The sequence below is a fragment of the Phormidium pseudopriestleyi FRX01 genome, assembly GCF_017313335.1.
GTDB classification, from domain to species: Bacteria; Cyanobacteriota; Cyanobacteriia; order Cyanobacteriales; family Laspinemataceae; genus Laspinema; species Laspinema pseudopriestleyi.
This window is the reverse complement of sequence record NZ_JAFLQW010000237.1, coordinates 1-8,213: the sequence shown is the minus strand read 5'-3', so window position 1 is coordinate 8,213 and position 8,213 is coordinate 1. Positions and strand designations below refer to the sequence as shown.

6 protein-coding genes and 1 pseudogene are annotated in these 8,213 nt (G+C 41.7%); 5 read left to right on the top strand and 2 right to left on the bottom strand.

Features of this window, described 5'->3' with window-relative positions:
• The 4 genes from J0895_RS08755 to J0895_RS08740 form a co-directional block, all read left to right on the top strand.
• The coding region (locus tag J0895_RS08755; protein ID WP_207087723.1) for an ExbD/TolR family protein at positions 1 to 454 on the top strand (454 nt) is incomplete at its 5' end.
• A gap of 154 nt (positions 455 to 608) precedes the next feature.
• Positions 609 to 1,934: a class I SAM-dependent methyltransferase gene (locus J0895_RS08750; RefSeq protein ID WP_207087722.1), complete on the top strand. Its 1,326-nt coding sequence runs from the start codon at positions 609 to 611 to the stop codon at positions 1,932 to 1,934.
• Between the two features lie 107 nt (positions 1,935 to 2,041).
• A complete protein-coding gene (locus J0895_RS08745; RefSeq protein ID WP_207087721.1) occupies positions 2,042 to 2,578 on the top strand; it encodes a type IV pilin-like G/H family protein in 537 nt (178 codons plus the stop codon).
• A 276-nt stretch (positions 2,579 to 2,854) separates the two neighbouring features.
• On the top strand, positions 2,855 to 5,092 hold the full coding sequence (locus tag J0895_RS08740) for an O-linked N-acetylglucosamine transferase, SPINDLY family protein (protein ID WP_207087720.1): 2,238 nt from the start codon (positions 2,855 to 2,857) through the stop codon (positions 5,090 to 5,092).
• A gap of 35 nt (positions 5,093 to 5,127) precedes the next feature.
• Here J0895_RS08740 and J0895_RS08735 read toward each other — a convergent pair whose 3' ends face one another.
• Together J0895_RS08735 and J0895_RS08730 are read right to left on the bottom strand one after the other, a co-directional pair.
• Complete coding sequence (locus J0895_RS08735) at positions 5,128 to 6,111, bottom strand: FkbM family methyltransferase (protein WP_207087719.1); 984 nt, start codon at positions 6,109 to 6,111, stop codon at positions 5,128 to 5,130.
• Between the two features lie 43 nt (positions 6,112 to 6,154).
• Entirely contained in the window at positions 6,155 to 7,540 is a 1,386-nt protein-coding gene (locus tag J0895_RS08730) for an FkbM family methyltransferase (protein ID WP_242541155.1), read from the bottom strand.
• 395 nt (positions 7,541 to 7,935) lie between these two features.
• Between J0895_RS08730 and J0895_RS08725 the strand changes: the two are divergent.
• Positions 7,936 to 8,213: pseudogene (locus J0895_RS08725) on the top strand (aminotransferase class IV); the annotation flags it as partial.

Genomic DNA, 8,213 nt, shown 5'->3' with positions numbered 1-8,213 from the left:
GACCTTTTTCCTCCTGGCGGCATTGCAACTCACCCGCCAACAGGCGGTGAATGTGGACTTGCCGCAAGCGGAGACGGGGACGGTACAGATGCAAGAGTTGAAACTGTTTGTCAGCGTAGACCAACTCGGACAAACTTATGTAGATAAACAGCCGGTTACCCGGGAGCAACTGTATCAGTTATTGTTGACTTATAAAAGAGCCAGACCCGAGGGGTTGATTGTGCTTTCGGCATCAAAGATGTCCAGTTATAATGACGTGATGCAGGTGCTGGATTTGCTGAGGTCCGTGGGAGGCGATCGGGTTGCCCTAGCCACTATCCCCAGTTCTGGTGAACTATTGCAGCTACCCGGGGGCGATCGGCCCGCTAATAGTTTGGGAACACAAAATCCCATCGTTCCTGAAACCGGAGGGGAAGATGGTCCGGGTATGGGCGGAACGATTGAAGGAAATTAACTATTGGAGAGGGGCAAAATAAACAACTTTTGGGTAAGCAGAGAGTTTTTTTTGCTTAGCATGAAATGCACTTTTCTCCGACAAGTCAAAACTTTTATACTTTTTAAAAAAAGTATTTCTGCCCATAGACAAGTTCAATCCAGGGAGCTACCACATGACGAAACAAGATTCAGAGTTAATCGGAAAAATTCGTCAACAATTTGATACCGGACCTTATCCCCGCACCCCCCTAGAACAGTCTCCCAAAAAAGACTACAATGTTCTGTTTATTCACAGCCTAGTCACTTCTTTTTATTTAAGAGATAAACAAATTATAGATACAAAAAACAAAATTATTCTTGATGCGGGATGTGGGACAGGCTATAAGGCTTTAGCTTTAGCTGAAGCCAACCCAGGAGCGCAAATTGTTTGTATCGATTTATCAGAAGAATCAATAAAACTCGCTCAAAAGCGTTTGGAATATCAGGGGTTCCAAAATGTCGAGTTTTACCCAATGAAAATTGAAGAAGTACCAACTCTAGGTATTCAGTTCGACTACATTAACAATGATGAAGTTTTATATTTATTTCCAGAGCCAGCTACAGGACTTCAAATTTTAAAATCTGTTCTCAAGCCAGATGGCATTATCCGCTCTAATCTTCATAGTTCTCTGGCCCGAACTTATTGGTATCGTGCTCAAGAATTATGCCAAATGATGGGCTTGATGGAAGAAAATCCGAGAGAGCTAGAAATCGAAATTGTTCGAGATACAATGAAGGCTCTGAAAAATGATGTGGTTCTCAAGGCACAAACCTGGAAATCTCAATATGAAAATAATGAAGAATGGTTTTTAATGAATTATTTGTTTCAGGGAGATAAAGGATATACTATACCCGAACTCTTTTTCTCGCTGAAATCTGCTGATTTAGAGTTTATTAGTATGGTGAATTGGCGGCGCTGGGAATTAATGGATTTATTTGAAGATCCAGAAAATTTGCCTATGTTCCTGGGAATCAGTTTACCGGAACTTGAGGTGGCAGACAAATTGCATTTGTTTGAACTGCTGCATCCAATTAATCGATTACTAGATTTTTGGTGCGGACATCCAAACACTGCGCAAGCATTTGTACCCGTAGATGAATGGACAGATTCAGATTGGCAGGAAGTAAATGTACATCTACATCCCCAACTCCGAACACAGCAGGTCCGAGAAGATCTTGTCGAGTGCATCACCAACCATAGACCCTTTGAAGTCAGTCGTTATATTACCCGTTCAATTCGATCTTCTATTTTCATAGAGAGTAGTATAGGGGCTTGTCTCTTACCGTTGTGGGAGGGACCTCAGCCAGTCCAAGCCCTAGTCAATCTCTGGCTTCAGATCAGGCCCTTGCATCCTGAAACCCTAGAGCCAGTCAGCCAAGCAAAGGCTTTTGAGGATATAAAGGAAATTTTGAGTGACCTGGAAACCTTTCTATACGTTCTTTTGGAGCATTTGCCTTGAGGGATTAAAAAAAAATGGGTGGAGGTGATATGAAGCTCGTTGGAAGTGGGTAAGTTATTTTCAGGAGTTAGAAATTAACCATCCCACACCCCAAGGAGACATTCATTATGAAGACTGAATTTAAAGCCAAGTTCATCCAACACTTCAATCAGAAAAAAGGTGAACAAGGTTTCACTTTAATTGAACTTCTGGTCGTGGTCATCATTATCGGTATTCTTGCTGCTGTTGCATTACCCTCTCTCCTCAGCCAAGCCAACAAAGCAAAGCAAGTTGAAGCCCGGAATAATATTGGTGCTATGAACCGCGCTCAACAAGCCTATAACCTAGAAAAACCCGGATTTGCGGATGCGATTGGGAAGTTAGGTCTTGGAATTCCATCTGCGACTACTAACTATACTTACACAATTGACGGGGGTGGTAGTGCGAGTAGCGCGGCCAATAATTTGGCAACCATGAAAGATGAGAAGCTCAAGTCTTACCGAGGATACACGTTTACTGTAGATGTAACTACCGATAACATTACTGAAAAAGTCACTCGTGCAATTGTTTGTGAGTCAGAAAAACCAAATGTAGACACAGTTGCTGCTGTCCCAGACGATGGTTCTGGCAAATGTGGCGGTAATGATGTGAAGCTAGGCGAATAATAGCAGAGTATTAATCCAGTAGTCACTCTATCTATTTCTTTACGACCCGTTCTAGTTTTGCTTTTAACAAGAGTGAGTATTTTTAATACTCACTCTTTGTTATTCTTGTTTTGTAGAAAAATGTACTTTGTTTGATTTGTGAAAAATTTAACGCCAATTTTTCTAATATTGACTGCCGCAAAAATATATGATAAAATCTATTAATTTATTGAGACGAATTATTGGAAGATATAGAAAGTTAAATGATGTATGACCTTGATTTAGATTAACCAGAGTATGAATATTGATACCTCTTCAGAACAATCTAATGCTTGGCATCAGCAGGCTCATCAATACCTATTGAAAGGTCATTATAGTCAGGCAGTCAGTATTTATAAAGAGGCTATTGAGGCTGAACTAGACGTTAAGTCCCATTACTGGTATTTGGGACTGATGTTGCTATTTCAGGAACAATTGGAAGAAGCGCATACCACTTGGCTATTAGGCATGGTGGAGGGAGATCCGGAACAAGTTGATCAGTGGACAACTGAGCTAATTGAGGTTCTAGAGACAGAAGCTCAACGGCGTGAAAGTCTCGAAGAAACTTCTCTAGTGTGGTTAATCCGGGAGCAGATTCGGGAAATTAACCCAACTGATCTTAATAATTTGTTCCGTTTAATTCATGGAGCTATCCCGCAACAGAGGTTCACAGGTGATGAGCTGACAGAGTGGGGAGTCATGGAACTCTTGCAGGATAAGTCTCAAGTAGATGTGGATTCTAACCTTCTTCTAGAAACGTTGCGATTAGTTTTAGAGTACATTCCCTTCCACTCCGCTACATTAGAGTTCGTAGAAGCCGCGTTGGGTTATTGTGAAAACTCCTGCTCTGTGTTGAGTATCGTACTACCGATCGCCTTAAACTTAGCTTATACCCAACACCGATCGGATGTGGCAGCACAATTGGCAGAAGTTTATTTCAACTTTGATCCGAAAAACTCAGAAAATTTAAGACATCTGGCGGCGTTCTATGAAAAAAGTTATCAATATCAAAAAAGCATAGAGACGGCGAAACGCTGTTATACCTTAGCGGAAGATTTACCGGATAAAATATTTGCGAGTCATTTAATAATTCAAGGTTTAATGAGTGCTGGAGGAGCAAGTTCAGAAGCTCTATCAGTTTTCCATAATCAAAAATACCTGTTGTTATCTTTAATCAAAGATTCCTCTCAACACTTATCATTCCTTCAAATTTCACGTCTTTTCAACTCCTATTATTTTGCACCCTACTTTTTAGACGAACCCAGGGAGAACAGACCGATCCAAAATCAATTAGCCCAATTGGGTCAAACTAATTTTGAGCAAAACCTCACGGCTCAAGGTCAAGCATCCCCAAACTTATTACAGCGACGGGCTCTTAATCTTCCCAAATCTAACCCGATTAAACCTTTAAGAATTGGATATTTATGCTCCTGTTTTAAAGAACATTCAGTTGGCTGGCTAGCACGGTGGTTATTACATTATCACGACCGCAATCGCTTTTACCTTATCGGCTATTTTACTAATAAGGATAGGCAGGAGTCACCCTTAGAAGAATGGTATATTCGCCATTTTGCTGAAGCACATTACACGATTAGTAGCTTAAAAATGGCCGCTCAGATTCTTAAGGATGAAATAGATATTCTGATTGATCTCGACAGCATTACCCTAGATATAAGCTGTGAAATTATGGCGCAAAAACCTGCCCCCGTTCAAGCAACGTGGTTAGGATGGGATGCTTCGGGAATTCCAGCAATTGACTATTTTATAGCTGATCCATACGTTTTACCTGAATCAGCTCAAGATTACTACAGTGAAAAAATCTGGCGTTTGCCCGAAACTTATATTGCCGTAGATGGGTTTGAGGTTGGTGTCCCCACCCTGCGGCGCGATCACTTGGGGATTCCCAGTGATGCAGTGGTTTATTTCAGTGGTCAATGTGGGTTTAAGCGACATCCGGATACTGCCCGACTCCAAATGCAGATTCTTAAAGAAGTTCCTAATAGCTACTTCTTAGTGAAAGGATTGGCAGATCCAGACGCAATCAAAAGTTTCTTTACTCAGTTAGCAGAAGAAGAAGGGGTAGATCCAAAGCGCATCATCTTTTTACCCCGAGATAACTTTGAAGCCATTCACCGCGCTAATTTAGGGATCGCCGATGTCGTCCTCGATACCTATCCTTACAATGGCGCGACAACAACTTTAGAAACTTTATGGATGGGGATTCCCCTGGTAACCCGGGTTGGAGAGCAATTTGCAGCACGCAATAGTTATACCATGATGATGAATGTCGGTGTAACCGAGGGAATTGCTTGGTCCGATGAGGAATATGTAGAATGGGGGATACGACTCGGTAAAGATGCGGCGCTGCGGCAAGACATCTCCTGGCGACTGCGGCGATCTCGTGAAACCGCTCCCCTGTGGAATGCAGAAAAGTTTACAAGGGAAATGGAGAAGGCTTATCAGCAGATGTGGGATAACTATCTCAAAAACGATTAAACTTTAGCTATCCCTAAGTCATTACCCTATCGCCCCTAGAATTCGTAATCTTTAATATAATCTCGAATTTTCTCAATAATGGGTAGCGCGCCTAACTGTTTTTTTAGTTCAGGAAATTGAACCAGACTTTCAACGATGTTAGGGGCGTAGTTATAATTAATATCCTTTTTGCCATATTCTAGAGTAAGATATTCCAACAATTCTAAGGCATAATCTGGAAAATCCATAACGTCCGCAATACAAGCAAGTTTAAAAATTTGCTCGGGATTTGGTACATTACTTCCCCTATTTTTTTCTTCAAGGAGATCTCGGAAGTAATAAGCATCGCCCCACAGTAACTGTCCGGGATGGTGGGGCGAAACGATAGGCGATCTCGTGCGAGGGCGATATGAAGTGGCTAAATCGAATAGTGTAAAACCGGCTTTTCGCAGATAGTTATCTACATCTGCAAACAAAGGTTGATTTAAGTATAAAGCTGAAAACTCTACTTCCACCTGAACTGCTAAAATGCTTGTTTCTAAAACACGAACAGCACCTTCTAACACATCAAGCTCTGCACCTTGAATATCCAGTTGTAGAAAATCTATATTTTGAATTCCCAAGTCTTGAGTAATTGCATCTAAGCTGGTGGTTTCAATTTCTACAGTAAAATCCAAATTAACTAAATCTGAAAGTCCTGCAAACCTCTCTAAATAAGGTTCATTGGGTTGATAAAGCGAACTACACATCGGATCTTGTGTTACATAAAGAGTGGATTCACCCACCGATCGCCCTAGGGCCGCCGCAATATGTTGTTCAGTCCAGTTGACCGATCGCGTTTCTAAATCTGCATTAGCTAGATCACAAGCATCTTGGTCTGCATCGAATCCATAAATTGTCAATCGGGGTGCAAAAATACTCCAGCCATTGCTCGCATAGTCATCTTGACTCCCTAGCTTGCGAGATCCAACATTACAAAGCGTCATATCCAGCCGATCTAAATGCCCACTCTTTTTTAAACTTTCTAAAAACACTGACATACGATTTAGAATCTTTTTATTAGTGAATAATTGGCGATTTTAATTATGAATTTATGGGTTGGACTGGCAAGGCAATCAGATTGAGGTATTTCTGCCAATCTTCCTCTTCCATATTAATAGGAATCAATTGTTGGACATAAGGTTGGTAACGAAATAACTGATATCCTCTGCCCATAAGGTACTCCGCAACTGGGCGATTACTTCCTTGACTACCCGCTCGATTTTCATACAAAATAACCGGACTAAACTCTGATAACAGTCTTTCGCTCCCCAGTAGAACCGAGAGTTCGTGACCTTCCGCATCAATTTTGAGAAAATCGACTTGAGTTAAGGTTTCTGCCTCAATCAGGCTGTCTAGGGTCAAGCAGGTTACTTTTTCAAAACCATTCGGGTTCATTTCCGCTGCTTTTGAAGAGGGCACAATTTCATTAAGTTCACTGGCACTTGATAGGGATAATAAGACGGTTCCATTCTGATCACTGGCTGCAGCCGCATAGACTTTTACCCAACTTAAGTGATTGACCCGACAGGTTTCTTCCAAACACCGAATGCACCCAGAGAACGGTTCAACGGCAAATACTCGACCTCCCTCTCCCACTTGTCTTGCTGCACTAAAGGTGTAGACTCCTACATTCGCCCCCACATCAATCACTGTCATTCCTGGTTTAATCCAAGTTCGCCAAAACTCCATTTCTGTTTCAAACCAGTCTCCCTCAGCGATTAAAACACTGGTCACAATACTGCGAAAACTTGGTTCAACGGCTAATAATAGTTGATGCTCAAACGGTACATAAGTAAAATTTTTGTTCTCTGCTAACCTGGCCCATTGTACCTCTAAACATTCTGGGTTTTTTTGACGTAATTTTTCACCTTCACTCAGCCAGAAATTGGCTACATCTGTCTGTTGCAGTTCTCGATATGCTAAATAGAGGGATTGAAGGATAGTTGCATTGTCTGGGTCAGCTTCTCTAGCTCGATGTAGATAGAGTAGTCCTTCTAGTTGAGAATTCACTATAGAAGAAATCCCTAGTTTGAGATTGACCGCAGCTAAGGATGGAAAAATTTGCTGTGCTAGATGTAGCATTCTCAATCCCTGTTTATTATAAAAAACCAGCAGGGAACGTGACAAAGCTTCGGTCAATAATAATAAACATTGCACAGCGCCGGTTTTAGCGGATAATGTTTCCTGTAAAGTTTTTGAACTGCCTGCGGATTTTAAAAAATTAATATCTGAAGGAATATAAGCGATCGCAGGCAGAATACTTTCAGAATTACCATAAATAAAATGAAGTGTTGTCATCCACAGGGGAAAGGCGAGTTGCATCGCTTGCTCCATTTCTCCCATCAGAGCTAGGATAATAGATAAATGGGCGGAACATAGAGGATATTCTTCTAACTTTCTACCCTCATTTAAAGCTTCTAATGCCATCTCTATATACATATTCCGCAGGGAGATGTCCGAACACTGCTCTGCTTCAACCAGGGCAACGACTGCAATGTTATTAAAATCAAGCGCCGAGATTGGGTCTTCCCATCTAGTATTGTGAAGGATAGTATTTATATGAACTAAAGACTCAGCATCAAGAGTAGGACAATTAATATTTAGATATGTTAAATAGCTATTTACTGGAGAATTTTCCATAATTAGGGAGGAGGCTTACTGTTCTAATTGATGACTTTAGCTTTTTGATGCCATCAGTTGCAACACTTTGAGAGCGGCTTTTCGTCTCTGTCTTGCTCATCATCAACACTGCATGGTGGAGTAGCTATGGCTTCAGCGATAGATTGATCGCCCCTCAACTAACTTTCCTTTGAAAAACTCTTATGTTCTTCTATAACGGCAATCTCCAAGACTCTAGCACCATTGAACTATCAATTACTGACCCTGCGGTCCTCTACGGTGCCACGGTTTTCACCACTCTACGGGTTTATGAGCAATCCTTAGATTTGCCCTTGACTGGATGGCAGCAGCACTGTCGGCGGTTAAAATCCTCTCTTGAACTGTTTCAGTGGTCTGAACCGGATTGGCAGCGGGTGCGGGAGGGGGCGGAGTTGATGATGGCCCGATCGCCGGTGCTGCGGATTGCTATTTTCCCGGATGG